This is a genomic window from Alphaproteobacteria bacterium, from assembly GCA_033344895.1.
In the GTDB taxonomy this organism is placed as follows: Bacteria; Pseudomonadota; Alphaproteobacteria; order UBA8366; family Aestuariispiraceae; genus Pacificispira.
Genome location: JAWPMN010000001.1, coordinates 4,571,327 through 4,595,572 on the forward strand (window position 1 = coordinate 4,571,327; position 24,246 = coordinate 4,595,572).

A 24,246-nucleotide genomic window follows, 5' to 3' on the forward strand; every position below is an offset into this window, starting at 1 on the left:
TATGTGCGGACGGTATTCGCTGACGACACCGATCGAGGGCATTCGCAGACTGTTCGGGTTCGACCGCATTCCCAACCTGCCCGCCCGATACAATATCGCGCCGACCCAGGCCGTGCTGGCCGTCCGGGACGAAAACAGCGCGCGCACCTGCTTCATGGCGCGTTGGGGCCTGATCCCCGGCTGGTCGAAGGATCCGTCCATCGGCGCCAAGATGATCAACGCCCGTGCCGAAACGGTGCGCGACAAGCCATCGTTCAAGACCGCATTCAAGCGACGCCGCTGCCTTATTCCGGTCGATGCCTTTTATGAATGGAAGACGCTGGGCGGCAAGAAGCAGCCTTTCCGCATTGCCTTCGACGATGGCGAGGTTTTCGCCTTTGCGGGCCTGTGGGAGCGTTGGCAGGGGGCGGACGGGTCGGATGTCGAGACCTGCAGCATTGTCACGACAGACGCCAATGACGCGTTGAAGGACCTGCATCACCGCATGCCGGTCATCGTCGATCCGCATCGGTTCGACACGTGGCTGAATGCCGAAGAGGACGAGGCCGCCCGGGTCATGCGCCCCTATGTTGGCGCGCGGAAACTTGTCTATCACCCGGTCAGCAGGCGGCTGAACGATGTCCGCAATGACGATGCCGAGTTGGCGTCAGCAATCGAGTTGGATCCCGAACAGTTGAAGGAACCGGCAAAGAAGGCGGACGATCAGATGTCGCTGTTCTAGGCCTGGCGGAACGGCGGCTCCATCGCGTCGAATTCGGACAAAAAGGCCGCGAGATTCGCCGCAGCGCGCTCGATCAGCCGGCAGCCTGTCGCCACATCTGCCGCCGAGGCATCCCCCGCAGCCCCATCCGGGTTGAGGTCCTGCATCAGCCAGCCGAGTTTCACCGGTTTGCCGCCGACGCCGACAAAGCGATTGCGCTCGGCCCACCCCTCCCCCGCGGAGGGAAACGCCGCCATTTTGTCCTTGCGGACAGCCGCCTCCCGGATCGCCAGCATGGCCGATGTCTCTAATGCGCCGCCATGTATTCCATGGGTCAATTCATGGGCATCCAGCACGCCATCCGGCTCGGCCAGGGCATACCAGGATGTATGCGCGGTCAACATGCCATGGGCCGCCCGCAGATCGCGGGCGACGATATCCATGGTCGAGACATTCCCGCCATGACCGTTAAAAATCACCAGCTTGCGGAGCCCCGCCCGGGCGACGCCGGCACCGATATCCATCCAAAGCCGCATCAGCGTATCGGCGGAAAGGCTGAGTGTGCCGGGAAAATCCTCATGCTCGATACTGCGGCCGATGGCCTGCATCGGCAGGATCAGCACATCAACGGCCGGATCGATTTCGGGTATCGCCGCATTCAGCACTGCAGCGGCGAGGTCACTGTCGACGGAGAGCGGCAGATGGGGACCGTGCTGCTCAGTGGCGCCGACAGGCAGAATGGCGATCGCGCGGTCTGTGTCGACCGCGCGAAACTCCTCCACCGTCAGATCCGCCCAATACCGTGCCGTCATGGTGCGAGAATGGCCGGTGACGCCCGGAACCGCAACCGCCGCTTCACGCCTTGGCGGTGATCACCCCGCGCTGCACCTGATCGCGCTCGATGCTTTCGAACAGCGCCTTGAAGTTGCCCTCGCCGAAGCCCTCGTCATGCTTGCGCTGGATGATCTCGAAGAAGGCCGGACCCAGAAGCGGTTTCGTGAATATCTGCAACAGGATACGCGGGTCCCCGTCATCCGTGGAACCATCGACCAGCAGACCTCGTGCCTTCATCTCGTCCACCGGCTCGCCATGGCCGGGCAGACGCTCTTCCAGCATGTCGTAGTAGGTCTCGGGCGGCGGCTTCATGAAATCGACGCCCAGTGCCCGCAGGCGATCGACCGTGGCGTAGATGTCGTCGGTAGAAAGCGCGATATGCTGAATGCCCTCGCCGTTGAAGTCGTCCAGGAACTCCTGGATCTGGCCTTTGCCTTCCGTCGCCTCCTCGTTCAGAGGGATACGGATCAGCCCGTCCGGCGCCGCCATGGCCTTGGAGTGCAATCCGGTATACTCGCCCTTGATGTCGAAATACCGGATTTCCTTGAAGTTGAAGAAGCGTTCATAGAAGGACGCCCAATAGCCCATCCGCCCCTTGTAGACGTTGTGGGTGAGGTGATCGATGGTCTTCAGCCCTGCCCCTACCGGGTTGCGGTCGACGCCGTCGAGATACTTGAAATCGATGTCGTAGATCGTCGCCTGGTCGCCGAACCGGTCGATCAGGAAGATTGGCGCCCCACCGATACCCTTGATCGCGGGCAGACGCAGTTCCATCGGGCCGGTCGGCAATTCCATTGGCTCCGCCCCGCGCCGCAACAGTTCGTCATAGGCGTGGTGGGCGTCCTGAATCCGGAAGGCCATGGCGCAGGCGGCGGGACCATGCTCGGCCGCAAAATATTCCGCCTGGCTGCGTGGCTGTTCATTCAGGATGAAGTTGATATCGCCCTGCCGGTAGAGCGCCGTCTTCTTGGACCGGTGCTGCGCCACCTTGGTGAACCCCAATGCGGTCATGACCTGCTCGAGAAGCTTTGGGTCCGGGGCGGAAAACTCCACGAATTCAAAGCCCTGAAGTCCAATCGGGTTCTGCGCATCCTGGGTCATGGTCTGCCTCCAGCAAGGAAAAACGTTTCCATGAAGGTAGTTTGAATGCCGGAGTTATGGTAGGTGGGTGTTTCACCAAGTGAAACGACGAGATCGTCCTTCGTGGCTGTAAAGACCATTGAAAGCCTGCGGCGCGGCCTGGCGGTATATGACCGGCTCCACCGGAAGGGCGCCAGCAGCCTCGCCACGCTCGCACGGGAAACCGGGCTGCCGAAGGCCAGTCTACTGAGGCTTCTGGCCACCCTTCAGGAAGCCGGATGGATCGCCCGGCGCATCAATGACGGTCGCTACCTCCCCGCCACGACCGCGCGTCCGTCAACCGACATTCGGCAGTCGCTGCTGCACAGCGGAATGGCGGAAGTACAGGCGTTGAGCCGCGAGACCGGATTTCCGGCCGATCTGGTCGCACTGACCCCGGTGCCCTCACTGGAAGTCGTCGACAGCACGCGCAAACGCGTCCCCGGTGGCGTCGACCCGCTCGTTGCCGGTTTCCGTCCGAGTTTTCTCTTCTCTTCCCCCGGACGGGCGGTTCTGGCGTTCATGGATACGCGGGAGCGCAGCCGCATTCTGACTTACATCGAGGCCGCGGATTCGCCGGCAATTCGCTTTGAATTGACCAGCGGCCGACTGGAACGGGAATTGTCCGAGACCCGTCGGCGGGGATACGGAATCCGGGCTGCCGGCTATTGGCCGGACAGTTCCGACTACGGCGCGGAGCCGATGGACATTTCCGTGCCGATCGCCCTCGAAAATCGCATCATCGGCGCGGTAAGCCTGGTCTGGCCGGCACGGGACCGGGATGCATCCTCCGTGGCGGCGGCCCATCTCGGCAGCCTGTCCGCCACGGCGCAGAGGATATCCCGTGCCGCCCTTTCAACCGCAGGGCAGATGGGATAGGGCTGGAAGTTATGCGGGGTCATCGCCATATCGGCGATATCCGAACCCAATAGGTGTTTCCATGTTCCTTATTCGCGGTCCGATCTGTGCGCTGGCCGCCTCGCTGTTCCTGATTGCCGCATCCCCCTCCGCATCCGCCCAGTCGACCGAAGGCGTGCGATGTGGAACGGCGGCAAGCCTGAGCTTCGTGCGTCAGACGGTCCAGCCGAAGCGTCATCTGGCCGGCATGATCATGGGCATGGCGCAGCAAACACCGACCTTCAATGCCACGCTGGCCGAAGCCCAACAAAGGGGATACGGGCAGCAGTTGATCGGCTTCTACCAGAAACTTCTGGACCAGTCCCTGCTGATGCTTACCCCGTCCTGGGAATGCAATATGGCGGCGGCCTACTCCGCACATCTGACCGACGAACAACTGACGTCGCTGGCCGCAGAGCGCCAGATGTCGCCGGCCTTTCCCGATCTGCAAAGCGTGAAGCCTCAGATCGACCTGCAGATGCGTCAGAAATCGGAAGGGATCCTTCGGGAAGCGGTGACGGAGCTTCTGTCGGGCGGGGTCCAGTTCGTGAAGGCACGCCGCAGCCGAAACTAGCTCACCCGATCTGCGGGTAGCCCCGGCTTTCGGCTTCCGCTTTCATGGTCAGGATCGGGGCATAGTCGTCGAAACCTGCCGCCTTCATCCCCTTAATCAGCAGGGCAGCCCGGACATCGCCCAGATCCGGGTCCTCGGCCGCGTCCAGTACCGCTTCCTGAATGCGGCGAACCTGCGATGGCGTGGCATCGATCCGCACTGCATACGGCAAGGCAGGAGCCTTGCGCGTCCACTGCACCACTTCCAGCTCGTCTGTTGCCTCAGGACGGACCCGTTGCAGCAAAGCCCAGGTGACGCTGTCGATCGCGGCGATGTCGGCGCGGCCCCGTCGGACCGCCTCGGCCGAATGGGCATGGCCTCCGCTGTACAGAAAATCGGCGAAGAACCGGCCTGCCTCCGCCAGCGGCGCCACGGCATGGCGCAATGCATTCATGCCGGAATGGGAATTGGCGTTGTTCACGACAGCACGCTTGCCGCGCAGATCGTTCAGGGTCGCGATCCGGTCGGATCGGCGGACAACAAGGGCACTGGAATACAGCCCGGCCTCACACCCTTCGCAATCGTAATGCGGCGTTGCCACCGGCTGAAGATAATCCTTCAGCTCCGTCATCAGGGGATAACCGCAGGTCTGGGTCAGCATAAGGGCTGGATCGCGCCAAAGCGCCTCGGCGTCTTCAACCCGTGTCAGGCTTTCCGGGACCGCCTCGACACCATGCCGGCGAAGATGCGCGGCAAGGCCATCCCACCACGCGTCCGTCGCGTCGGTCAGTTCGGGCAGATCGTATTGCGGCAGGCTGGCAAAAGGCGCTGTCATCAACCGGCGACGCGCTCGATCACGGCACCGCAGGCGGCCAGTTTCTCATCCAGTCGTTCATACCCGCGGTCGAGATGATAGATCCGGTTCACGAAGGTCTCTCCCTGGGCTGCCAGTCCGGCAATCACCAGCGCCACCGAGGCCCGCAGGTCCGTCGCCATGACCGGCGCGCCGGTCAACCGGGGAACCCCGCGAACCATGGCGGAACGGCCATGCAGATTGATGCTGGCCCCCATGCGGTTCAGCTCCGGGACATGCATGAAGCGGTTCTCGAAAATCGTTTCGGTCACCATGGACGCGCCCTGTGCCGTGGACAGAAGCGCCATCATCTGGGCCTGCAGATCGGTCGGGAAGCCGGGATAGGGTTCCGTCATCACGTCTGTCCCGATGAGCGCCCCGCATCGGATGCGCATGCCGTCGGGCACGCGGTCGACGATTACGCCCGCCGCCTCCATCGCAGAAATTGCGGCCCCCAGCGTTTCCGGCCGGGCACCGACCAGCGTCGCATCGCCGCGCGTCGCCGCGACGGCCATGGCATAGGTGCCGGTCTCGATGCGATCCGGCATGACGGCGTGTTCGGCACCATGCAGTGTATCAACGCCTTCGATCTCGATCGTGTCACTGCCGGCTCCGGAAATCTTTGCCCCCATGGCCTTGAGGCAATCGGCCAGGTCGACGATCTCAGGCTCCCGCGCGGCATTGATCAGGCGCGTGGTTCCGCGCGCCAGGCTTGCCGCCATCATCAGGTTTTCGGTGGCGCCTACGGAGACGAAGGGGAAGGTCACGTCGGCACCCGTCAGGCCACACGGCGCTTCAGCCATGATGTAGCCGCCGTCCAACTCGATCTCGGCGCCCAGAAGCTGCAGGCCCTTGAGGTGCAGGTCCACAGGCCGCGTTCCAATGGCGCAACCACCCGGCAGCGATACCCGCGCTTTCCCATGCTTCGCCAGAAGCGGCCCCAGCACCAGAACCCCGGCACGCATCTTTCGGACGATGTCGTATTCGGCGACCGTGTTGTTCAGCGTCCCGGCGTTCAGCGACAGACGCTGCGGCGCGGCATCGCCTTCCGGCGCATCGAAGCGTACATCGATCCCAAGGCTCTCCAGCAACTGCGCTGTGGTGCGGATGTCGGCCAGGCGCGGCACATTCAAAAGCGTCAGCACCCCGTCGGTCAGGATTGACGCGCACATGAGCTTCAACGCCGAATTCTTGGCGCCGCCGATGCGGATTTCACCCTTCAGCGGCGTCCCGCCGACGATCCTGATCTTATCCATGCCACCCGACTTTCCGGTCGCCGCCAATTGGGTTTCGGTCGGCGCGACAATGTTGTCCTGGAACGCATTATTCAGATCATGGGGTGACATGGAAACCTCTCTGCGGAGCCTGTTCTTCGGTTGGACCGGGCGGCCTGCCCGGCGGTCCCTGGACATACGCGTTCATCTGGACGGTCATGAAGGCCGAAACGGGGCGAATTCGGGGCGAAGGGCCGCGGCAGTCAGTCGGTCGGGTCCGAACCGCCGCCGCCCCCGGCACCCTCGTCGGGAAGACTAGACGATTCGCCCTGCGTCTCCTGCCGTCGTGCGCGTTGCTGCGCCTTTCGGCGGGCCAGATTCGCGCGCAACTTTTCGGCCTGTCGATCAAGGCGGGCCTGTTCGCTGTCGGAGAGTTTGCGGCCTTTCGTCATGCACCGGAAATGCCGCTCCACGGCGGTGAAGTCAAGCGGCGCACCTTCGCCCTTGCACACCCCCCGACGCTATGGCATAAGCGCGCCCGCTTGGGCAGGGAACGTCGGATTCTCGACATTCCTTCCGCCATCCAAGAAGCTGCCGTAGCTCAGGGGTAGAGCACTCCCTTGGTAAGGGAGAGGCCGAGAGTTCAATTCTCTCCGGCAGCACCATGTTTCCTACAATTGATCCTTCCGGGTTTCCGATTGCCCCTGCTAGACTAGCTGGGCTATACTTGCGTAGACGTCACTCCACAAACCAAACTTTTCCCTGCTCTATAAGAAGAAAGTAATGAAGATAGAGTTATCTTCATTCATTCATCTAAGATCGAGCTTAACTTTAGTTTCTGAACTTCAAATGATCGCTTTTTCGAAGCCCGCTACAGCGCCTTCGCATCGTGTTTCGGGACCCGGAACCGAATCCGGGTTTGGCTGAAAAACATGCCGGCGGCCATCCTGATTGCGACCCTGCCGCTGTTCCTGATCTCACAGGCGGGCATGGTGATCCGCGACCTTTGCCTGTTCCGCCTTTCCTCTCTGAAAGGAGCGGCCGCGGCAATCGGCGGCATGCGTTCCATATTGCGACAACGCACCCGGGTTCAATCCGCCCGACGGGTGGGCGTTTCAAAGATCATTCGACCGATGGCGATTTCGCCGCACCTGCTGATCGCGCGAGCGCCGGTGTCGAGGCCGGTCGATCAGAGCGCACCATAGGCGGCCGTGAATCCGCGCAGCGAAATCCGGACGGATATCGGCTGCTCCGGACGGGCCGCGGACCTGATCGTCACGATGGCGAAAAGCCCACGCCTCATCGCTTCGATCTGATCCGCTGTCAGCGCCAGATTGGACACACATCCTGCCCGGGCACAGAAATCGTAGGCAAAGCGCAACTGCTCGCCATTATCGACCTGGAACAGCAATCCTTCCGGAAGCGCCGTTCCCAATGGAACCACCGCCGTGGCGCCGGCCGGCGCGGGCGCATCGGATGCCAGTCGAATCAGGCTGAACTCCACCATCGGCCGACCGCGATCATCCACCGCGGTCTGGATCATGTAGCAATCTTCGGGTTTGGCGGAGCTGCAGCGAATGTCCCAGTCGCCATGGCTTTCGCGAAGCACTTCCGTCGTCGCCCCTTCCGCGCTCTGCGCAAGCGCCGGAAGACCCGAAAATCCGATCAGGGACATCAGTCCCAGTACGGTGAGAATTCGAATGAGCATATCGGCACCCGGAGCGGATTGAGAAGGTATCCGCTCTACACTAACCGCGGGGCGCCGCGCAATAAACCCGCCCCATTCCGCGTGGGAACGGCATCCGGGGATGTGTCCGCCGCCTCAGCCGCCCGGCTGGAAATCCTTGGGCGCGTACCAGATCTTCTGCTGATGGATCCGACCGAGCAGACCGCGCAATTGCTGAATTTCGTTCTGCAGGTTCGATACTTCGGGCTTGTCGCCCCCCGCCGACAGCACACGACGGGATAGATCGCCGACACGCTGTGTCAGGGATGCTTCGATGCGGTCGATATCCTGAATATCCAGTTCGAAATGGGTCCGATATTTCGGCATAGTCGTCAGGTCCGGTTCTGCAGAGAGATGCGGTCGGTCGCGCCAACCGATTGTGCAGTGCGAGATATACCTGGACTCGGTGCGAACTCAACAGATTTTTTTCGTAAGCGACCGTAAATGCCGTTTCTGCGACCAACCAGTGGTCGTGATTGGATTTGATGCGCCAGAGGTGCCGGGATACCAATACGGCAAGGGTAGCGCTCTTCGGCAGATTGGTTTTTGAAGCGGCTGTCCCTTGGGTAACCGATTGCGATTCTGGGGCGAATGGCAGCACCGAATATCTGATGTTTCCCGATCGGTGCGGGATATTCTACTTCTGTCGAAGAATGCGTTAAGCTCGGCGTTGGCCGGTTGGTCACAGCGGGTTTCAGTATGGGGGCGATACCGAAATGGAACTGACCGATGTGAAGACCCTGGAGATGATCCTGGTCTTCATTCTGATTGCCGGTACCCTTTATCTGTACGCGACCGAAAAACTGGCGCTGGAGGTCACCTCCCTCGCGGTGATCTGTGCGCTGATGGTGGTTTTCCACCTGATTCCGGTCCCGGGACCGGATGGCGACAACCTGCTGGACGCCCACAAGCTGCTGACCGGCTTTGCCAATCCCGCCATGTTGACGGTGCTGGCGCTGCTGATACTCGGCGAAGGCCTGAACCGGACCGGCGCCCTGGATTCGGCGGCGACCGTCGTCTACGCAGCCGCCAAAGGACGTCCGACGGCGGCGATTGGAATGGCGCTGCTGCTGGTTGGCGCTGTCTCTGCGGTGCTGAACAACATCCCGGTCGTCGTGCTGTTCATCCCCATCATGCAGGCACTTGCCGTCCGGTCGAACCGCAGCGCGGGGCGCTACATGATGCCCCTCAGTTTCGCTGCGATCCTGGGCGGCATGACGACCCTGATCGGCTCGTCCACCAACCTCTTGGTGTCGAGCGCCATGATCGAATTGGGCGAGGAGGGCTTCGACTTCTTCAGTTTCACCATTCCGGGACTCGTCGTAGCCGGTGCCGGCATGGTCTATGTTATCCTGATCCTGCCGAAGCTGCTGCCGGACCGGGAAGGCGAGACCGGCGGTGCCCAGCGCGAGGCGAAGCAGTTCAAGGCACAGATCACCGTTCGGCGCGGCAGTGTGCTGGAAGGAATGACGCCGTCCGCCGGTTTCTTTCCGGGCCTGCCGGGCATCACCGTCCTGTCGATCGAGCGCGGCGACGAGAGCTTCACCCCGCCCTATGAGGACATTCCACTGCAGCGTGATGACATCCTGATCGTCGCCGCGACGCGGGATCGCCTGCTGCAGTTCCACAAGGACAATCCGAAATCCCTGACGCCGGAAATCATGTCCGGCAGCGGCATGGCGCGCATGATCGATGCCGATGCACGTTGGCGGTCCGGTGCCCAGTCGGTTGCGGAAGTGATGGTGACCCCCGGGTCTCGGATGGTCGGACGCACATTGGATACGATCGGATTCCGGTATCGCCACGATTGTGTCGTCCTGGGCATCGAGCGGCGCATCCGCATGCCGCGCACGCGCCCGACGGAGATCCCGCTCGAACCGGGCGACATCCTGCTGATTCAGGGGCGCCGAGCGGATATCGAGGCCCTGCGCGGCAGTCAGGAAGTCGTCCTGCTGGAGTGGTCGGCGGAGGATCTGCCGCAGCCGCACCATGCAAAGCGGGCGGGGTTGATCTTTTTCGCAACCGTCGGGTCGGCGGCGACCGGCCTTCTTCCAACGGAAGTCGCCACCCTGTCCGGTGCCGCGGCCATGGTGATCTCCGGCGCCCTGAGTGCGGAGGAGGCAATCCGCGCCATCGATCACAAGATCATCCTGCTGATCGCCGCCGCCTTGGCACTTGGCGCAGCAATGCAAGCGACCGGCGGCGCGGCCTTCCTGGCCCACGGTCTTGTGGTACTGCTGGGCGAGTCCAGCCCGGCGGTGGTCCTGTCCGGCTTCTTCCTGCTGACCGCCGTGCTGGCGAATGTCCTATCGACCAAGGCTACGGCGGTCCTCTTCACACCGATCGCAGTCGCGATCGCCCACGACATCGGTGTGCCGGCGGAGGCCTTCGCGGTTGCCGTGGTTTTCGCAGCGAACTGTTCCTTCGGCAGTCCGGTCGGCTACCAGACCAATCTGCTGGTCATGGCGCCCGGCGGATACAAGTTCAAGGATTTCATCCGGGCCGGCACGCCGCTGCTGCTGATCTGCTGGATCGCCTTCAGTCTTTTCGCCCCGTTCTGGTTCGGCCTTTAAATTGCCGCGGCGCCCCCTACATCCCTTGATGTTGTGACGGGCATTCCGACCAAATCCGCAATCACGCCACCGCCCAGTCCGGAGGGACCGGACGGCGCGTTCCGCCGTGTCGGGCTGGAGTTCGAATTCGCTGCCTTGCGCCCCCGGGACGCGGCGGAACTGGTGCGTAAGCGCTTCGGCGGTGAAATCCGTCAGAACAGCCCCCATCGTTACACGATAGAAGACAGCAATCCGGCCCCTTTCCGGGTCGAACTGGACGCGCAATACGTCCATCCCAACGACCGCCTGCGAGAGGTCGACCCGACCCGCCCCTGGTTATCCGATCTGGTGGAATGGATTCGCGAGCTTGATGCCGAAACCAGTCGAATCCTGGGCGATCTGGCCGGAGACCTCGTCCCGTGCGAGATCGTTGCCCCGCCGATCGAATGGCCGCGTCTGATGGAGATGGAAACCCTTTACCGGGATCTCGGCCAGGCCGGCGCCGCCGGCACGGACGAGGGGCTGCTCTATGCTTTCGGCCTTCACCTCAATGTCGAGACGACGGGCGAGGATGTAGCGGACATCCTGCCGACTATGCAGGCCTATCTGCTGCTGAGCCCTTGGCTGCGCAGCGATATTCGGGTCGATGGAACCAGACGTGCCTTCCCGTATATCGACCCCTTCCCGACCTCTTATCTGCGGCATGTCTGTCGGGCGGACTATTCACCAGACCTTAAAGGATTGATTGCCGATTATCTGTCGTTCAACAACACCAGAAATCGGGAACTGGACATGCTGCCCCTGTTTGCACATCTGCGCGGAGAGCAGGTGCGGGCCGTCATCGACGATCCGCGGATCAAGCCACGCCCGACCTATCACTGGCGCCTTCCCAACACGCTGTTCTCTGAAAACCACGCAGGCCCCATCGCAGAATGGCGCCGATGGCTGGCGGTGGAGCGTCTCGCGAGCGACAGAAGCGCTCTGGAATCGGCGTGTCGGACGTTCCAGACCCTGTCGACCTTTCCCCTGTCCGGCGATCTGGCCCGTTTCTCTGAAAGTCTGGGCGCGGAGTACCGGTTATGAGCAAGCCTCTGATCGGAGTCACGACCAGCCACATGCGGGGCTGGCGCTCCTGGCAGTTTCAGCGATTTGCCATCTGGCGGGCCGGCGGCAGGGCGCGGCGCTTGACCGCCAGCCGGGTCGACGACGTGAAGGCGGCCGCAGCCGACCTCGATGGCCTCGTCATCGGCGGTGGAGACGACATCTCCGCCTCACTGTATGGCGGCGCCGTGCACCCCGCGATCCGGATCGACCCGGACCGGGACCGCCTGGAATACGCGCTGCTCGAGACACTTGGCGGCAGCACCGTTCCGGTTCTCGGCGTCTGCCGCGGTGCTCAGATGCTGGCACTTTGGCGGGGCGGTTCCCTGATCGAGGACATCTATGCCCGCTACCCGGACCTTCCCAAACTGCGCACCGTGCTGCCGCGAAAGCGTGTGGATGTCGCTCCGGACACGCGACTGGCTGCCATCCTGGGCCGCACGGAGATCTGGGTGAACTCCCTGCACCATCAGGCCGTGGAGTATCCCGGCGACGGCATGCGTCTGGCCGCCGCGGACCGGCGCGGTGTCACCCAGGGTCTGGAACATCTGGGCGATCGTTTCATGCTGGGGGTTCAGTGGCATCCGGAATACATGCCGCAGAAATCGTCGCAGCAGCGACTGTACCGCGCCCTTGTGACTGCTGCGCGCTAGACAGATATATGCGACACCTTTCCGCGATTTAGCGACAAATTGGCCGTTGACGGCGGCGTCACCCGATCCTAGCTTCCGCACACTTCGACCTCTCGATGGAGACCCCGCCCGTGACCGCCAACGTCCAAAAGCCGGAGCAACGTCCGGTTAGCCCGCTGTTTTCCTCAGGACCTTGCGCGAAGCGACCCGGCTGGTCGCCGGCGGCGCTGAACGACGCCCTTCTCGGTCGTTCCCATCGTTCCGGACCGGGGAAGGCGAAGCTGAAGGAAGTCATTGATTGCAGCCGAGCCATCTTGGGCCTTCCGGACGACTATCGTATCGGCATCGTTCCGGCCTCCGATACCGGTGCTGTCGAGATGGCGATGTGGTCACTTCTGGGGCCGCGTGGCGTCGACATGCTGGCCTGGGAAAGTTTCGGCAAGGGCTGGGTCACCGATGTCGCAAAGCAACTGAAACTGGAAGACGTGCGCGTGATCGAGGCCGATTATGGTCTGTTGCCCGAACTGGGCGCGGTCGATCCGGACCGGGACGTCGTCTTCACGTGGAACGGGACGACCAGCGGCGTGAAAGTGCCCGATGCCGACTGGATCGCCACCGATCGCAAGGGCCTGACGATCTGCGACGCAACGTCCGCCGCTTTTGCGATGGATCTGCCCTGGGACAAGCTGGATGTCGTCACCTGGTCCTGGCAGAAAGTGCTGGGTGGTGAAGGGGCCCACGGCATGCTGGTCCTGTCCCCCCGCGCCGTGGAGCGACTGGAGAGCTACAGCCCGGCCTGGCCGATGCCGAAGATCTTTCGCATGACCAAGGGCGGCAAGCTGATCGAGGGGATCTTCAAAGGGGAGACGATCAACACGCCGTCGATGCTGTGCGTCGAAGACGCGATCGATTCCCTGACCTGGGCCGAAAGTATCGGCGGGCTGTCCGCCCTGATTGAGCGGTCGCAGAACAATCTGGAAACCGTCGAAGACTGGGTCGCCCGGACCGACTGGATCGAATTCCTGCCCAACGATCCGGCGACACGATCCAGCACATCGATCTGCCTGATGCTGTCCGACGCCTGCCCGCTGGAGGGAGACGCACGCGCGACGGCGCCCAAGCGCATGGCAACCCTGCTGGAAAAGGAAGGCGTCGCGCTGGACATCAACGGCTACCGCGACGCGCCGCCAGGTCTGCGCATCTGGGGCGGTGCCACGGTCGAGCCGTCGGATATGGCGGCGCTGATGCCCTGGCTCGACTGGGCCTATGCCCAGATAATCGCGGAGTAAGCCGATGCCGAAAGTTCTGATTTCCGACAAGCTGAGCGATCGTGCCGTTGCGGTCTTCCGCGACCGCGGTATCGAGGTCGACTTCGAGCCGGGCCTGCCGGCGGAAGACCTGCTGACGCGTATCGCCGATTACGACGGGCTGGCCATCCGGTCCGCGACCAAGGTGACCGAAGAGGTGCTGAACGCCGGAAACGGACACCTGAAGGTCGTCGGTCGGGCCGGGATCGGCGTCGACAACGTCGATCTGGCCGCCGCGACCCGTAACGGCGTTGTGGTGATGAACACGCCTTTCGGCAATTCCATCACGACTGCCGAACATGCCATCGCCATGATGATGGCCCTGGCCCGGCAGATTCCCGCCGCCGACGCATCCACCCGCGCCGGAAAGTGGGAGAAATCGAAATTCATGGGCGTCGAACTGTTCGGCAAGACGCTGGGTCTCGTCGGGTCCGGCAATATCGGCAGCATCGTGGCCGACCGGGCCCAGGGTCTGAAAATGAAAGTCGTGGCCTATGACCCGTTCCTGTCGCCGGAAAGGGCGCGCGAGTTGGGTGTCGAGAAGGTCGGTCTGGACGATCTGCTGGAACGGGCGGATTTCATCACCATCCACACGCCGCTGACCGACAGCACCCGCAATCTGCTCGACGCGAAGGCGCTGGCGAAATGCAAACCGGGGATCCGCATCGTCAACTGCGCCCGCGGCGGAATCGTGGACGAGGCGGCGCTCAAGGACGCGCTGGACAGCGGCCATGTCGCCGGTGCGGCACTGGATGTCTTCACCGTTGAGCCGGCACGGGAAAACCCGCTGTTCGATACGCCCAACGTCGTCGCAACACCGCATCTCGGCGCTGCGACTGAAGAGGCGCAGGAAAATGTCGCCCTGCAGGTCGCGGAACAGATGTCCGATTACCTGCTGACAGGCGCCATCAGCAACGCGCTCAACATGCCGTCGATCTCCGCCGAGGATGCACCCCGCCTGCAGCCCTACATGACGCTGGCCTGCCAATTGGGCTCGTTCGCAGGACAGGTGACGGAAACCGCCCTCAAGGCCGTGACGCTGGAATTCGAAGGCCATGTTGCGAAACTGAATGTCAAGCCGCTGGTCCAGGCGGCACTGGCGGAGGTCATGAAGCCGTTCTCCGATGCGGTGAATATGGTCAACGCCCCGGTTTTTGCCCGCGAACGCGGCGTCGATGTGTCCGAAGTGATTCATGACCGCCCCGGCGACTATCAGACGCTGATCAAGCTGACGGTCACGACGGAGCGTTTCACCCGTTCCGTCTCAGGTACCCTGTTCGGCGGCGACCTGCCCCGTATCGTCGACATCAAGGGCATCGCGATCGAGGCGGAACTGACACCGCATATGCTCTACATCACGAACCACGACAAGCCCGGCCTGATCGGCGGTCTGGGGACGGTTCTGGGCAATGCGGGGGTCAATATCGCGACCTTCCATCTGGGCCGTGCGGAGGCCGGCGGTGACGCCATCGCCCTGATTTCCGTCGATGAGGCGATCTCGCCGGAGGTTTTGACGCAGATTCAGGCCCTGCCTCAGATCAAGCAGGTCAAGACGCTGAAATTCTGACCGCCCGGCGGTTGTCGCCGAGGATACGCGCACATCGTAGTCGGGAATTGAGCGCCCGCAGCAGGGATTGCGGCAGCGCAAACACGCCTTGTTTTCAATCCCGTAAAATGAGTTTCGCCGATCTGGCCTATTTTGTCTTTCGCACCTGCAATATATGTCGGTACACTCGAGCCGGTTTCGAACCATTAAGGATTCTCGATGCTTTACTCGATGTACGATGCGCGATCCCGTGCGCTGGCGCCGGTCCGTCTGATGGCGGAGGCGACGCGCCTGACCTTCGTGAACCCGTTCCATCCTCTTAGCTGGACCCCTCTCGGTCGCATGATGGCAGCAGGCTCCGGCGTCGTCGAAAGTCTGCTGGCAGAACGCGGAAAGCCGGAATGGGACATCGAAACGGTCGAAATTGACGGAAAGCCGCAGCCGATCGAGATCGAGCCGGTTGTGCGCCAGCCGTTCGGCGACCTCGTGCGTTTCCGCAAGACTGGATTCGATCGGAAACAGCCGCGTATTCTGCTGGTCGCGCCAATGTCCGGTCACTACGCGACGCTGCTGCGCGATACCGCCCGTGCGCTGCTGAAAGAGAATGAAGTCTGGGTGACGGATTGGCACGATGCGGCCCAGGTGCCGAAAACCGAGGGTCGGTTCGGCATCGACGCCTACATGCAGTACCTGATGGATTTCCTGGCCCATCTGCATGCCGAGGACCCGCGACCGGTCCACATCATGGCGGTCTGCCAGCCGGCTCCACTGGTGCTGGCCACGGTGGCCCTGCTGGCGGAAGAGAAGGCCCCGCATTGCCCGGCGAGCATGATCCTGATGGGCGGCCCGGTCGATACCCGCGCGGCGTCCACGGTGGTGACCCAGGTCGCTGAAAACCGGTCGATGTCCTGGTTCGAAAGCAACGTGATCCATCGCGTACCGGCCCGCTATCCGGGCGCCAATCGCAAGGTCTATCCGGGATTCCTGCAGTTGCGCGCCTTCTGGTCGATGAACCCGGCGCGCCACGCCGGCGCCCACTGGTCGATGTTCAAGCATCTGGTGCAGGGGGACGGCGAATCCGCCGACCGCACGCGGGCCTTCTATGACGAATACATGGCCGTCGCCGATGTTGCGGCCGACTTCTTCCTGGAGACGGTCGATCACGTCTTCCGTCGACATTCGCTGCCGAAGGGTGAACTGACCTGGAAGGGTCGCCTGGTGCGCCCGGAAACGATTCGCGATATCGGTCTGATGACGGTCGAGGGCGAGTTGGACGATATTTCCGCCCCGGCCCAGACCGAAGCGGCACACGACATCTGCCCGAACATTCCGGAAGCCCTGCGCGAGCACCTGATGCAGCCACAGGTCGGCCATTACGGCATCTTCAACGGCCGCCGCTGGCGCGAGCAGATCTGTCCGAAAATCGGTGCCTTCGTCCGCCGAATGGAAGCAGGTGACGTCAAACAGGACGCGGCTTAGACTGGCGGGCATGATCCGTCTGCTCCCGGCCCTCGCCCTGTTCCTCCCCCTGTCCCTGCCCGTCGCCGCGCAGGAAATGCTGCCCGACGGCGCGATCGCCGAGGGCATGGGCCTGAAGGCCTGGTACGCGACGCCAACCGAGCGCTACGCCCACGGCATTCTGGGGGACGCCATCGAAGCCGGCAGCCTGATCGTCGAGCAGGACGGCAAGTCCTACCGTTATGACCTGCCGGAAGACAGTGTCTTCGAAGACCTGACCCCGCGCATTGCAGACGTCGATGGCGACGGCACACCGGAAATTCTGACGATCCGGTCCTATAGCAATCTCGGCGCCACGATCACCCTTTTCTCCGTCCGCGACGGCGCCGTGAAACCAGTGGCGGAGGCAGCGCCTATCGGAACGGCGAACCGGTGGCTGAATCCGGCCGGCGTGGCAGATTTCGATGGCGACGGGGCGCAGGAAATTGCCGTCATCCGCACGCCGCATATCGGCGGCATCCTGATCCTGTATGGCTGGGATGGGGCATCCGACAGGCTGGTCGAGGAATCGCGAAGGGCAGGATACTCGACCCACGCAATCGGCTCGCGGGCTTTGGGACTGGCCCTGGCGACGGACTGGGACGGCGACGGGGTTACGGACCTCCTGCTGCCGCGTCAGGATCGCAAGGAACTGGTGGCCCTTTCCATGGCCGGGGGCGATTTCCGGGAAATCGCAGCCTACAAGATGCGCCGCGAAATATCGGGGGACCTGGAACTGATTGGAAACTTTGTTAAGGTCCCGGTCAGGGGCGGGCTGAATCGCACCATTACCCGCCCCTATCCCGAGAAACAGTGATCAGGGCCGCCAACGCCGCAGCAGCAGCGAACTTGTGACCACACTGACCGAGCTCATCGCCATGGCCGCCCCGGCAATGGCGGGACTGAGATACCCGAATGCCGCCAGCGGCAGACCGATCACATTGTAGATGAAGGCCCAGAACAGGTTCTGCCGAATCTTCCAGACCGTACGACGGCAGATTTCCAGAGTACCCGCCACGAGGTCCAGATCTGGCCGCATCAGCGTGATTGGCGCGGCATCCAAGGCGATCTCCGCCCCCGTGCCCATGGCGATCCCAAGATCCGCCTGAACCAGAGCCGGCGCATCGTTTATACCATCACCGACCATGGCAACCCGGCTGCCGTTTTCCTGATAGGTCCGCACCGTTCGGGCCTTCCGGTCCGGCTTCACCTGCGCCTCGACATCATCGAGCCCCAGCATTTCAGCCACATGCCTGGCAGCGGCCGGGCTGTCGCCTGAAATCATGCCGAGGCGAAGTCCGCGACCCTTCAACCGGGCAATCATCGCCCGGGCACCGTCCCGCGGTGTGTCGGCCAGGCCGAAAATGGCGCGCAAGCGGCCATCCTGCGCCATCAGGACAACCGTACTGCCCTTCTCCTCCAGCGCGTGGATTCGGCTTTCATCCTCGGCTGCCAGGGAGACTTTCATTCGCTTCATCAGGGCCCGATTGCCCAGCCCCAGGGCCCGTCCGTCGACCGTACCGGTTATCCCTTCACCGGAGTGATTGCGGAAGGAATCCGGGGACGGCAGCTCGTCCATGTTGCCATCAAATGCCTGTCGGAAGGCATTGGCCAGCGGGTGCTCACTGCCACGCTGAAGAATAACCGCGTCGCGCAGGGCTTCCGCGTCATCCGATCCCGCCACCAGTTCGGGCTTGCCCCGTGTAAGCGTGCCGGTCTTGTCGAAAAGCACGGTATCGATGCCCATGGCGCGCTCCATCGCATCGACATCCTTGATCAGAATGCCGGCACGTGCCGCGGCCCCGGTTCCGGCCACGATGGCTGTGGGCGATGCGAGCCCCAAGGCACAGGGGCAGGCGATCACAAGGACCGAGACTGCCGCAATGATTGCCTGCTCAAACCCCTGACCGGCAATCATCCACCCGGCGAAGGTGCCAATCGCGATCACAAGAACGATCGGCACAAAGACGGCGCTGACCCGATCGACCAGTTTCTGGACGGGCGCCTTGCCGCTTTGCGCCCGTTCGACCAATCGCGTGATCTTCGACAGGGTCGTATCCTTGCCGATGGCGGTCGCCTCGATGCGCAAGAGACCATCGCCATTGACCGCGCCCCCGATCACCGGGTCGCCCACCCCTTTCGGTACCGGCACGCTTTCCCCGGTTACGAGAGACTCATCAACATCGGAACCACCGCCGACCACGTGGCCGTCGACCGGGATACGTTCCCCGGATTTCACGATCAGGACGTCGCCCAGCGCCACGGCGTCGATGGCCACAGTCTCTTCGCCCCCCGACGCGGTCTCCCGCCGGGCGGTGTCCGGGCGCAATGCCATCAACCCACGGATTGCCTCGCTGGCACCGGCCTTGGCGCGCGCCTCCAACTGCTTCCCGAACAGGACCAGCGTTATGATGACGACGGCGGCCTCGAAATAGAGATGTCCCTCAGCCTGCGCCCCCAGGGTCAGGACCAACCACAGCGAATAGAAATACGCCGCCCCCGTCCCGATGGAGACCAGCAGGTCCATGGTCCCGCTGAGCGACCGGATCGCATGAAGCGCCCCCTTATGGAACCTGAACCCTGCGCCAAAGACGACCGGCGCAGCCAGCAAAGGCTCGAGCCAGTAAGGCATCATCCAGTGAAGCCCGAGCACCATGAAGATCATTTGCGCCAGGAACGGCACCGTCAGAACGGCAGACAGACCGAGCCACAGCCATGTCTTGCGGGTTTCGGCGCGAACTGCCGCCTCTCGCTCTTCCGGATCGATATCCTCCCTGCGCCAGGCGGCATAGCCCGCGCGCCCTACCGCCGCAATCAGATCCTGGCTGGATGCATCGCCTTCCACATGGGCGCGCTCCAGCGCCAGATTTACCGTCGCCTGTGCCACGCCAGGCACGCCGGAAAGAGCCTTTTCCACTGTGCGGGCGCAGCCGGCACAGGTCATTCCATCAATGTCGAATTCTTGGATAGCCATCTTGCCACCTTCCTTTCGCCACCCTAGATGGGGCTTCCAGTGACTGGAAGGTCAAGAGGTGTATTGACCCTCCAGTGGGTGGAAGCTTTAAAAAAAATTCCTTCGGCACCTGGAGGGCGGAAAATGAACATATCGGACGCGGCCAAACTGACCGGATTGCCCGCCAAGACAATTCGGTATTACGAACAGATCGACCTTGTGTCCGCGACGCGCTGCGACAACGGGTATCGCGATTTCAGCTATGAGGACGTGCAGCTCCTGCACTTCGTAAAACGCGCGCGGGACCTCGGATTCTCGGTCGAGGATTGCCGCACGCTTCTGGGCCTCTACACCGACGAGAACCGGACCAGCGCCGAGGTTAAGGCGGTGGCGCAGAACCACCTGGTGGAAATCGACGCGAAGATCCGGCAGCTGAACGCGATGCGCGATACGCTGTCGCATCTGGTGCACTGTTGCGACGGAGATTCCCGCCCGTCCTGTCCAATCCTGGAAAACCTTGCCGGAGACAAACCATGACTTGCCGGATGGCACTTGCCGCCGCTTCCGTTCTTGCAATGACGACCGCGGCCGCATCGGCCGAAACCTTCTTCCTGCCCGACGACAAAGACTTCATCGGTCTCGGCAGCGTGATCTATCAGTCGGAATGCGCGGCATGCCATGGGGCAAAACTGGAAGGCGAGCCGGATTGGCGGCAGCGCAAGGCCAATGGAAGAATGCCTGCCCCGCCCCATGACGAAACCGGGCACACATGGCATCACAGCGAACGCCAGTTGTTCGACATCACCAAATACGGCCTGCAGAAATTTGCCGGCGAGGACTACCAGACCGACATGCCGGCCTATGCTGAGAAACTGACCGACGCAGAGATCATCGCCGTACTGTCCTACATCAAGAGCACCTGGCCTGCGGAAATCCGGGCGCGCCACGACAAAATGAGCCGTCAGTAGCGCGCTGCGGCTTTGTCCATCCACGTCATCGATGGTTTACTTGCCACCCTGCGGCCGGAAGTCCGAAACTGCCAGGGCCTGAGACATCCGCAGGGACTCTCGCCGCCCGCACCCGGTCTGCTCGATCCGGACGGATTCGGCAGGTGCCCAAATTCGAAGTCCTGAAGGGAAAAGCCAGATGAAAGCCTCCGACCTTTTCGTTCAATGTCTCGAATCCGAAGGGGTCGAACGGATATTCGGCGTACCCGGCGAAGAAAACGCCGATGTCATGATCTCCCTGATGAATTCCAACATCGATTTCGTGCTGTGCCGGCACGAGCAGGCCGCCGCCTTCGCAGCGGATGCCTATGGCCGCCTGACCGGCAAGGCGGGCGTGTGCCTGTCGACACTGGGCCCGGGGGCAACGAACCTCGTCACCGGTCTGGCCGATGCAAACATGGATCGCGCCCCGGTGGTCGCTATTATCGGTCAGGGATCCACCAACCGGCTGCACAAGGAAAGCCACCAGAACATGGATTCCGTCGCGATGATGCGACCGATCTCCAAATGGGCCCAGTCCATCGTCTCCGCCAAGAACATCACGGAAGTGGTTCGCAAGGCGTTCAAGGTGGCCGAGCAGGAGAAGCCCGGTGTCACGGTGATCGAACTGCCGGAAGATGTCGCCAAGCAGGAAATCGACGACAAGCCGATCCGCATCAACAAGGTCCGCCGCCCGGCCGCCGACCACAAGGCGATTGCGGAGGCCGCACGCCTGATCGGCCAGGCCCGGAAGCCGATCATCCTGGCAGGCAATGGCGCGATCCGGAAACGCGCCGCAAAGCAGCTCTATCGCCTGGCGACGAAAACCGGGATCGGTGTCGTGAATACCTTCATGGGCAAGGGCGCAGTGCCGATGGACGATCCGCATTGCCTCTTCACCATGGGGCTGGGCTCCGGCGACTATAACAACCTTGCCTTCGACGATGCCGATCTGGTGATCTCCTGCGGCTACGATCTGGTCGAATACGGTCCGGCGGCATGGAACCGGACCAACAAGGACGACAAGACGATCATCCATATCGATTTCTGGCCCGCGGAAGTCGACCGCGACTATCAGCCGACTGTGGAAGTCGTCGCGGATCTGGCCGACGCCCTGTGGCAATTGAACGAGGCGGTCAATGACATGTACGAGGACCGCCTGCCCCTGTTCGATATCCACGACCGGGCGAAGCTGCGCGGGATCATGTCGGACGAGTTCTCCGCCGAGAAGGACGATACCGCCGTCCCGGTCAAGCCGCAGAAGATCCTGTGGGATGTCCGTCAGTTCATGGGGCCCGACGACATTCTGCTGTCCGATGTCGGGGCGCACAAGATGTGGATCGCGCGCCACTATCAGTGTCAGGAGCCCAATACCTGCCTGATCTCCAACGGATTTTGCACGATGGGTTTCGCCATGCCGGGATCGATCGGCGCAAAGATGGCGTATCCGGACAGAAAGGTCCTGTCGATTTCCGGCGATGCCGGTTTCCTGATGAATGTGCAGGAACTGGAAACCGCGGTGCGCCGGAAGCTGAACGTGGTTGCCATGGTCTGGTGCGACGGCGAATACGGCCTGATCAAGTGGAAGCAGCAGAACGGCTTCCAGGGCAAGCATTCGGACCTCGCCTTCAACAATCCGGACTTCGTCCAGCTGGCGAAGAGCTTCGGCATGTGGGGCCGGGAGATCACCGCGACGGATCAGATCATTCCGACCCTGGAGGAGGCGTTCCAGCAGGACGGCCCCGCCCTGATCGCGATTCCGGTCGATTACTCCGAGAACATGCGCCTGTCGGAGCGGCTGGGGAATGTCAGCGTCGCCCTGTAAAGGCGCGGGCATTGTCCCCCTGCCCCGCGACGCGTAGGGTCCGCCGAAATCGATTTTCCGACGGAGGCGACATGCTGAAATCAGTTCGTATGGCAGCCCTCGCGGCGTGTGTCTGCCTGTGTCCGGTCGCGCCCGCCATCGCCCAGGAGGACACGGCGCTGGTCGAACGCTGGCAGGCACTGACGCCCGGCGACCAGGCAACGCTGCCGCAGGCGCTTCGATCCGGCGATGCGGTTCTGATGACCGTCGACGGGTCGGCAAACCACGCCTTCTGGTCAGAGCTGGCGGCGCGCGGCTGGTTGCGGCCGGTGGAGCCGCCGGCGGGATTGCCGCCAGAAACCAGAACCTTTGCCATCACGCCGGAGGGGCGGCGACCCCTGGCACGGTTCCTGACCGCAAACCCGGCCGCCGGCACGGCACCGGACAGGGCAGTCCCGGACAGGGCATTCTATGAAGACCGCTGCGGTGCGCTCTTCCAGCCCGGCGAAAGGGTCTACAGCCGCCCCGAAGAGGAAATGCCCTGGGTCGCGATGTTCGCCCTGGGCTTCTACAGCGCGGCATCCCCGAACGGACTCGGCGTCAACGAAATCGCAACCCGGCGGGATGTCATTCCGGGGCTCCGGCAGCATTGCCTGGATGACCCGGAGGCCAGCTTTCTGGAGGCGCTGTCGAACACGATTCCCGCGCCCCTGCCCGACCGGCCCGCAGTTGAAGGCGGTGTCATGTTCGGCGGATCCTGCGACGCGGTTTTCGGTCGCCCGCCGAATCCCTTCAAGGGCAATCCCAATGAGTTCACCATGCTGGTTCACTTCGTGCTCGGCTATTACACGGCCAAGGGCGCGGCGTGGAATCTGAGCCCTGCGGAACTGGACGACCGGCGCGATCTGATGCCGATGATCTATGATGCCTGTATGCGCAGCCCGCAGCAGGACCTGACCGCCGCCCTGGACGCGACCGTCCCGGGCGCCCCCTGAATGCACCAAGACCGTCGGGGCGCGCATCTCAAGCGTCGGATATCGCCCCTATCTATCTGAAACCAAATTATAAATTTCCCTGACCGGGAGCCGAGGGCGCCGATCACATTTTCGGCAAGGCGAATATATTTACTCGAACTTTACCAGAATCGTCCCAACATCAATGTAAAGACATGTCTCGCTAGGTCGACGGAGACATCGACAGTGACATCGGCGGAGACATTGGCAGGAGGGTCGGCCCCGCACGGCCATGGTTCGATGGGACAGTGTCGGGACCGCAAAAGAGGACGTGCATCAGCAGGGAGCGTAGGCGAAACGGCGCAGAATGCGCCATGGCAGTGGGTCGGTTCGGACCCGTTCGGTTCCGATCCGGTCCGGAAAGGAGAACGCCATGACACGCTCAGACATCGGATTCACGGACCGGAACTCTCCGTACAACACCATTCGTCCGAATTCAGCCGCAAGTGACGCGACGGCACGCGCCCCGTGGCAGGCGACCCGTCTGAGCCTGGTGACCGCGGCGTTTGTGGCGGCATTGGCTCTCGCCTGGCCGCTCAAGGTCGCGGATGCACAAGCGGCGGCCTGCGGTCTGCGGGACTCCGTGGTCGAACGCCTCAAGATCGGGTTCAACGAGACCGAAGCGGGATACGGCGTGACGGGCAGCGGCATGGTCGCCGAACTGTTCGTCTCCGACTCGGGATCCTGGACGATTGTCATCACCCGCCCCGACGGGATCAGCTGCCTGGTCGCCGCCGGCCAATCCTGGGAAATGAAGCCGGAGATCGCGAAGAAAGCAGCCCCGGACCCGGCCTCCTGACCCGGCACCGAACGAGCGTCAATGTTCAGTCGAGATCTCGGGCGGTCTGAAAAGACACCAGAACCGGACTCGCCGCAGCGTAGAGTTCGCTGGGGCATGCCGATTGTTGCAGGCGCACGATACGGATCAGTCTGAAACGAAAGCACAAGCGGACGGGCTG

Annotated in this window: 24 protein-coding genes and 1 tRNA gene; 17 read left to right on the forward strand and 8 right to left on the reverse strand. The window is 62.7% G+C overall.

Features of this window, described 5'->3' with window-relative positions:
- Position 1 precedes the first annotated feature (1 nt).
- The gene (locus tag R8L07_21615) at positions 2-721 is read left to right on the forward strand and encodes an SOS response-associated peptidase (GenBank protein ID MDW3208141.1); all 720 of its coding nucleotides are present in this window, start codon (positions 2-4) and stop codon (positions 719-721) included.
- Here the strand turns inward: R8L07_21615 and R8L07_21620 are convergent.
- Both R8L07_21620 and hppD read right to left on the reverse strand, forming a co-directional pair.
- Entirely contained in the window at positions 718-1,512 is a 795-nt protein-coding gene (locus R8L07_21620) for a creatininase family protein (GenBank protein MDW3208142.1), read from the reverse strand. The two genes, R8L07_21615 and R8L07_21620, sit on opposite strands and share 4 nt — an antisense overlap.
- A gap of 43 nt (positions 1,513-1,555) precedes the next feature.
- On the reverse strand, positions 1,556-2,635 hold the full coding sequence (gene hppD, locus R8L07_21625) for a 4-hydroxyphenylpyruvate dioxygenase (GenBank protein MDW3208143.1): 1,080 nt from the start codon (positions 2,633-2,635) through the stop codon (positions 1,556-1,558).
- A 102-nt stretch (positions 2,636-2,737) separates the two neighbouring features.
- On the opposite strand from hppD, the gene R8L07_21630 reads away from it, so the two are divergent.
- Entirely contained in the window at positions 2,738-3,532 is a 795-nt protein-coding gene (locus R8L07_21630; protein ID MDW3208144.1) for a helix-turn-helix domain-containing protein, read from the forward strand.
- 61 nt (positions 3,533-3,593) lie between these two features.
- Positions 3,594-4,124, forward strand: a complete 531-nt coding sequence (locus R8L07_21635; GenBank protein ID MDW3208145.1) for a hypothetical protein — start codon at positions 3,594-3,596, stop codon at positions 4,122-4,124.
- A gap of 1 nt (position 4,125) precedes the next feature.
- Here the strand turns inward: R8L07_21635 and R8L07_21640 are convergent, their stop codons facing one another.
- The 3 genes from R8L07_21640 to R8L07_21650 all read right to left on the reverse strand — a co-directional run bounded on the left by R8L07_21640 (position 4,126) and on the right by R8L07_21650 (position 6,622).
- Positions 4,126-4,938, reverse strand: coding sequence for a PhnD/SsuA/transferrin family substrate-binding protein (locus R8L07_21640; protein ID MDW3208146.1), 813 nt, complete (start codon positions 4,936-4,938; stop codon positions 4,126-4,128).
- Positions 4,938-6,212, reverse strand: a complete 1,275-nt coding sequence (gene murA, locus R8L07_21645) for a UDP-N-acetylglucosamine 1-carboxyvinyltransferase (GenBank protein ID MDW3208147.1) — start codon at positions 6,210-6,212, stop codon at positions 4,938-4,940. Before murA ends, R8L07_21640 begins: the two co-directional genes overlap by 1 nt.
- Before the next feature lie 221 nt (positions 6,213-6,433).
- Complete coding sequence (locus R8L07_21650) at positions 6,434-6,622, reverse strand: hypothetical protein (protein ID MDW3208148.1); 189 nt, start codon at positions 6,620-6,622, stop codon at positions 6,434-6,436.
- Positions 6,623-6,760: 138 nt separating this feature from the next.
- Between R8L07_21650 and R8L07_21655 the strand changes: the two genes are divergently transcribed.
- Together R8L07_21655 and R8L07_21660 are read left to right on the forward strand one after the other, a co-directional pair.
- Positions 6,761-6,835: transfer RNA gene (locus R8L07_21655), tRNA-Thr, on the forward strand.
- Between the two features lie 267 nt (positions 6,836-7,102).
- Positions 7,103-7,375, forward strand: coding sequence for a hypothetical protein (locus tag R8L07_21660; GenBank protein MDW3208149.1), 273 nt, complete (start codon positions 7,103-7,105; stop codon positions 7,373-7,375).
- On the opposite strand, the gene R8L07_21665 is transcribed toward R8L07_21660, so the two are convergent.
- Complete coding sequence (locus tag R8L07_21665; GenBank protein ID MDW3208150.1) at positions 7,360-7,878, reverse strand: invasion associated locus B family protein; 519 nt, start codon at positions 7,876-7,878, stop codon at positions 7,360-7,362. The genes R8L07_21660 and R8L07_21665 overlap by 16 nt on opposite strands.
- A gap of 114 nt (positions 7,879-7,992) precedes the next feature.
- Positions 7,993-8,223 carry a hypothetical protein gene (locus R8L07_21670; protein MDW3208151.1) on the reverse strand — a complete coding sequence of 77 codons (231 nt, stop codon included), beginning with the start codon at positions 8,221-8,223 and terminating at the stop codon, positions 7,993-7,995.
- Between the two features lie 389 nt (positions 8,224-8,612).
- Here R8L07_21670 and R8L07_21675 point away from each other — a divergent pair, with 389 nt between their 5' ends.
- The 7 genes from R8L07_21675 to R8L07_21705 all read left to right on the forward strand — a co-directional run bounded on the left by R8L07_21675 (position 8,613) and on the right by R8L07_21705 (position 17,348).
- Complete coding sequence (locus R8L07_21675; GenBank protein ID MDW3208152.1) at positions 8,613-10,469, forward strand: SLC13 family permease; 1,857 nt, start codon at positions 8,613-8,615, stop codon at positions 10,467-10,469.
- A gap of 33 nt (positions 10,470-10,502) precedes the next feature.
- Complete coding sequence (locus R8L07_21680) at positions 10,503-11,531, forward strand: amidoligase family protein (GenBank protein MDW3208153.1); 1,029 nt, start codon at positions 10,503-10,505, stop codon at positions 11,529-11,531.
- Entirely contained in the window at positions 11,528-12,202 is a 675-nt protein-coding gene (locus R8L07_21685; protein ID MDW3208154.1) for a gamma-glutamyl-gamma-aminobutyrate hydrolase family protein, read from the forward strand. The genes R8L07_21680 and R8L07_21685 overlap by 4 nt, the downstream gene beginning before the upstream one ends.
- A gap of 110 nt (positions 12,203-12,312) precedes the next feature.
- Positions 12,313-13,470, forward strand: coding sequence for a phosphoserine transaminase (locus tag R8L07_21690; GenBank protein MDW3208155.1), 1,158 nt, complete (start codon positions 12,313-12,315; stop codon positions 13,468-13,470).
- A gap of 4 nt (positions 13,471-13,474) precedes the next feature.
- Positions 13,475-15,055, forward strand: a complete 1,581-nt coding sequence (gene serA, locus R8L07_21695) for a phosphoglycerate dehydrogenase (GenBank protein MDW3208156.1) — start codon at positions 13,475-13,477, stop codon at positions 15,053-15,055.
- 198 nt (positions 15,056-15,253) lie between these two features.
- Entirely contained in the window at positions 15,254-16,513 is a 1,260-nt protein-coding gene (gene phaZ / locus R8L07_21700; GenBank protein ID MDW3208157.1) for a polyhydroxyalkanoate depolymerase, read from the forward strand.
- Positions 16,514-16,523: 10 nt separating this feature from the next.
- Positions 16,524-17,348, forward strand: a complete 825-nt coding sequence (locus R8L07_21705) for a VCBS repeat-containing protein (GenBank protein MDW3208158.1) — start codon at positions 16,524-16,526, stop codon at positions 17,346-17,348.
- On the opposite strand, the gene R8L07_21710 is transcribed toward R8L07_21705, so the two are convergent.
- Positions 17,349-19,505 carry a heavy metal translocating P-type ATPase gene (locus R8L07_21710; protein MDW3208159.1) on the reverse strand — a complete coding sequence of 719 codons (2,157 nt, stop codon included), beginning with the start codon at positions 19,503-19,505 and terminating at the stop codon, positions 17,349-17,351.
- A 123-nt stretch (positions 19,506-19,628) separates the two neighbouring features.
- On the opposite strand from R8L07_21710, the gene cueR reads away from it, so the two are divergent.
- The 5 genes from cueR (at position 19,629) to R8L07_21735 (ending at position 24,086) form a co-directional block, all read left to right on the forward strand.
- On the forward strand, positions 19,629-20,021 hold the full coding sequence (gene cueR / locus R8L07_21715; GenBank protein MDW3208160.1) for a Cu(I)-responsive transcriptional regulator: 393 nt from the start codon (positions 19,629-19,631) through the stop codon (positions 20,019-20,021).
- Positions 20,018-20,452 (forward strand): cytochrome c, encoded by a 435-nt coding sequence (locus R8L07_21720; protein ID MDW3208161.1) that lies wholly within the window; start codon positions 20,018-20,020, stop codon positions 20,450-20,452. The genes cueR and R8L07_21720 overlap by 4 nt, the downstream gene beginning before the upstream one ends.
- Before the next feature lie 178 nt (positions 20,453-20,630).
- The gene (locus tag R8L07_21725) at positions 20,631-22,295 is read left to right on the forward strand and encodes an acetolactate synthase large subunit (GenBank protein MDW3208162.1); all 1,665 of its coding nucleotides are present in this window, start codon (positions 20,631-20,633) and stop codon (positions 22,293-22,295) included.
- 71 nt (positions 22,296-22,366) lie between these two features.
- Positions 22,367-23,269, forward strand: coding sequence for a hypothetical protein (locus R8L07_21730; protein MDW3208163.1), 903 nt, complete (start codon positions 22,367-22,369; stop codon positions 23,267-23,269).
- A gap of 391 nt (positions 23,270-23,660) precedes the next feature.
- Complete coding sequence (locus tag R8L07_21735) at positions 23,661-24,086, forward strand: hypothetical protein (GenBank protein MDW3208164.1); 426 nt, start codon at positions 23,661-23,663, stop codon at positions 24,084-24,086.
- The last annotated feature ends 160 nt before the right edge of the window (positions 24,087-24,246 follow it).

What these genes read in the sequence shown, in the direction of transcription:
- R8L07_21650 (MDW3208148.1), bottom strand. Translation starts at nt 6,622, where the DNA reads ATGACGAAAGGCCGCAAACTCTCCGACAGCGAACAGGCCCGCCTTGAT.
- R8L07_21725 (MDW3208162.1), top strand. Translation starts at nt 20,631, where the DNA reads ATGAAAGCCTCCGACCTTTTCGTTCAATGTCTCGAATCCGAAGGGGTC.
- R8L07_21710 (MDW3208159.1), bottom strand. Translation starts at nt 19,505, where the DNA reads ATGGCTATCCAAGAATTCGACATTGATGGAATGACCTGTGCCGGCTGC.
- R8L07_21660 (MDW3208149.1), top strand. Translation starts at nt 7,103, where the DNA reads ATGCCGGCGGCCATCCTGATTGCGACCCTGCCGCTGTTCCTGATCTCA.
- hppD (MDW3208143.1), bottom strand. Translation starts at nt 2,635, where the DNA reads ATGACCCAGGATGCGCAGAACCCGATTGGACTTCAGGGCTTTGAATTC.
- R8L07_21635 (MDW3208145.1), top strand. Translation starts at nt 3,594, where the DNA reads ATGTTCCTTATTCGCGGTCCGATCTGTGCGCTGGCCGCCTCGCTGTTC.
- R8L07_21620 (MDW3208142.1), bottom strand. Translation starts at nt 1,512, where the DNA reads ATGACGGCACGGTATTGGGCGGATCTGACGGTGGAGGAGTTTCGCGCG.
- cueR (MDW3208160.1), top strand. Translation starts at nt 19,629, where the DNA reads ATGAACATATCGGACGCGGCCAAACTGACCGGATTGCCCGCCAAGACA.
- R8L07_21665 (MDW3208150.1), bottom strand. Translation starts at nt 7,878, where the DNA reads ATGCTCATTCGAATTCTCACCGTACTGGGACTGATGTCCCTGATCGGA.
- R8L07_21670 (MDW3208151.1), bottom strand. Translation starts at nt 8,223, where the DNA reads ATGCCGAAATATCGGACCCATTTCGAACTGGATATTCAGGATATCGAC.
- phaZ (MDW3208157.1), top strand. Translation starts at nt 15,254, where the DNA reads ATGCTTTACTCGATGTACGATGCGCGATCCCGTGCGCTGGCGCCGGTC.
- R8L07_21615 (MDW3208141.1), top strand. Translation starts at nt 2, where the DNA reads ATGTGCGGACGGTATTCGCTGACGACACCGATCGAGGGCATTCGCAGA.
- R8L07_21735 (MDW3208164.1), top strand. Translation starts at nt 23,661, where the DNA reads ATGACACGCTCAGACATCGGATTCACGGACCGGAACTCTCCGTACAAC.
- R8L07_21640 (MDW3208146.1), bottom strand. Translation starts at nt 4,938, where the DNA reads ATGACAGCGCCTTTTGCCAGCCTGCCGCAATACGATCTGCCCGAACTG.
- R8L07_21705 (MDW3208158.1), top strand. Translation starts at nt 16,524, where the DNA reads ATGATCCGTCTGCTCCCGGCCCTCGCCCTGTTCCTCCCCCTGTCCCTG.
- murA (MDW3208147.1), bottom strand. Translation starts at nt 6,212, where the DNA reads ATGGATAAGATCAGGATCGTCGGCGGGACGCCGCTGAAGGGTGAAATC.
- R8L07_21675 (MDW3208152.1), top strand. Translation starts at nt 8,613, where the DNA reads ATGGAACTGACCGATGTGAAGACCCTGGAGATGATCCTGGTCTTCATT.
- serA (MDW3208156.1), top strand. Translation starts at nt 13,475, where the DNA reads ATGCCGAAAGTTCTGATTTCCGACAAGCTGAGCGATCGTGCCGTTGCG.
- R8L07_21730 (MDW3208163.1), top strand. Translation starts at nt 22,367, where the DNA reads ATGCTGAAATCAGTTCGTATGGCAGCCCTCGCGGCGTGTGTCTGCCTG.
- R8L07_21720 (MDW3208161.1), top strand. Translation starts at nt 20,018, where the DNA reads ATGACTTGCCGGATGGCACTTGCCGCCGCTTCCGTTCTTGCAATGACG.
- R8L07_21685 (MDW3208154.1), top strand. Translation starts at nt 11,528, where the DNA reads ATGAGCAAGCCTCTGATCGGAGTCACGACCAGCCACATGCGGGGCTGG.